Annotated in this window: 2 protein-coding genes; both read left to right on the forward strand. The window is 66.4% G+C overall.

Translation table 11 applies throughout. The annotated features are described in order from the left end of the window. Positions 1 to 359 (forward strand): IS66 family insertion sequence element accessory protein TnpB (gene tnpB, locus LRG07_RS13530; protein WP_238642710.1); only part of this gene is annotated, 359 nt, incomplete at its 5' end. A gap of 65 nt (positions 360 to 424) precedes the next feature. Beyond that, the gene (locus LRG07_RS13535) at positions 425 to 2,020 is read left to right on the forward strand and encodes an IS66 family transposase (RefSeq protein WP_238642711.1); all 1,596 of its coding nucleotides are present in this window, start codon (positions 425 to 427) and stop codon (positions 2,018 to 2,020) included. Positions 2,021 to 2,084 lie beyond the last annotated feature (64 nt).

The raw sequence follows: 2,084 nt of genomic DNA on the forward strand, positions 1-2,084 counted from the left end.
CGGGCATGATCGGTCTTTCGCAGGTGACGGCGATCCACTTGGCCGCCGAGCCGGTCGACTTTCGCAAGTCGCACAACGGGCTCGCCCTGGAGGTCACCGGGGGACTCGGTCGCGACCCGTTCAGCGGCGAGCTGTTCGTCTTCGCCAATAAGGCCGGCGACAAATTGAAGGCGCTCTACTGGGACGGCCAGGGCTTCGTGCTCCTGTACAAGCGCCTTGAGCGCGGCCGGTTTGTCATGCCGCGCACGCCCGGCGAGGCGGCGGCACTCAGCCCCGGGCAGTTCCAGGCCCTGTTCGAGGGCGCGGACTGGCGAACGCTGCAGCGCCTGGCCGATCACCCGGCACGGGCTGTGGCGTAGTCAGGATTATCGCATGTTATTGATTTGGAACAGACACAGGCATCCGGCCGCGGTATCATGGCGCCATGTCATCCGGTGCCGACCAACGTGGCCAAGACCCCGATCCGGTGCAGGAGCAGCTCGCCGAGCGCGACCGGCTCATCGCCGAGCAGCAGCGCCAGATCCGGGATCTCCAGGGTCAGCTCGACAGCCTCAAGGAGCAGATCCTCGCCAGCAACCGGGCCCGTTTCGGGCAGCGCTCAGAGCGCGGTACCTACCTCCAGGGCAGCCTCTTCGCCGGTGGGCAGCAGGTGCTCACCCCGACTGATGAGTCCCCCACCGCCGAAGAAGATGAAACGACCCAGCCCCCGCAGCGCTCGGGCAAGCGGCGCAAAAAACCGGCCCGTCAGGGCGCGAGCCGCGGTGCGCTGCCCGAGAACCTGCCGCGTGAGCCGAAGCGCCACGACTACACCGACGAGCAGCGCCGCGAGCTTGAGGCGCGCTACGGACCTTTGGAAGAGGTCAGCGTCGAGATCACCGAAACGCTCGAGTATCGGCCGGGCTCGTTCTACGTCCTGCGCCATGAACGGCCCAACTACGCCGTCACCGACGAGTGCGGGGAGCGGACGATCATCAGCCCCGACAAGTCGACCGCGCCGATCCCCGGTTCCCAGGCCGGTGTGACGCTGATCGCCCACGCCATCCTGAGCAAGGTCGACGACAAGCTCCCGCTCAATCGGATCGCCAATCAGTTCGCCCGCGATGGCATGAAGCTGCCGCGCCAGCGCCTGGACGATTACTTCAGCTCGGCGGCGCGAGTCCTTGCGCCGGTGGCGACATGCATTCACGAGGATGCTCTCAACAGCCCGATCGTGCACAGCGACGACAGCACGCTGGCGCAGCGCGAGAAGGGACGGCGGCAGACCCTGACCGGCCGCGTCTGGTGCCACGCCGGGCGTGGCCGTGAGGACGGCCTCCTGCCGGTGAGCTTTCTCTACACCCCGCATCGTCGCCAGGAGACGGTGCTCGCGATCTTTCTTGGCTTCAACGGGTATCTGCAGGGCGACGCCTTTGCCGGCTACCTCAGCGCCGAGCGACGAGAACCGGGGCTGACCTGGGTCGGCTGCTGGGCCCATGCCCGACGATACTTCGAGAAGGTGGTCCGCAATCAGCGACGATGGGGTCGGGCGCACGAGGTGATGAAGCTGATCACCGCGCTGTTTCAACTCGAATCGCGTCTGAAGGGCCTGGCTCCGGAGAAGATCCGCGCCGAGCGTCAGCGCCGTGCGCTGCCGATCCTCGCACGGCTGCACGTCAAGCTCGAGACGATGGCCACCTACCTGGCGCCGAAAAGTGATCTGGGCAAAGCGGTCGCCTACGCCCTGAACCACTGGCAGGGCCTGATCCGTTACACCGAGGACGGGCGGCTGGACATCACCAACAACTATGCAGAACGGCTCCTGCGTGGACTCTGCGTCGGGCGCAAGAACTGGAACTTCGCCGGTTCCCGGGAAGGTGCCGAGGCGATGATGGTGCTGCTGACCATCGTCGAGACCTGCAAGCAGAACGGGGTCAACGTCCGGCGCTACCTCGAGGACGTGCTCGGGCGCATCCAGGACCACCCCGCCAACCGCATCAGAGAGCTGCTGCCCTACCACTGGAGCGATCCTCAGGCCGCATAAGCGAGTCTGCTCAGACTGCAGCGGCCGCTCCGGGCTATCCAGACGGGGTCAACCGGACGGGTAC

This window comes from Halorhodospira sp. 9622 (genome assembly GCF_022228025.1).
GTDB lineage: Bacteria > Pseudomonadota > Gammaproteobacteria > Nitrococcales > Halorhodospiraceae > Halorhodospira > Halorhodospira halophila_A.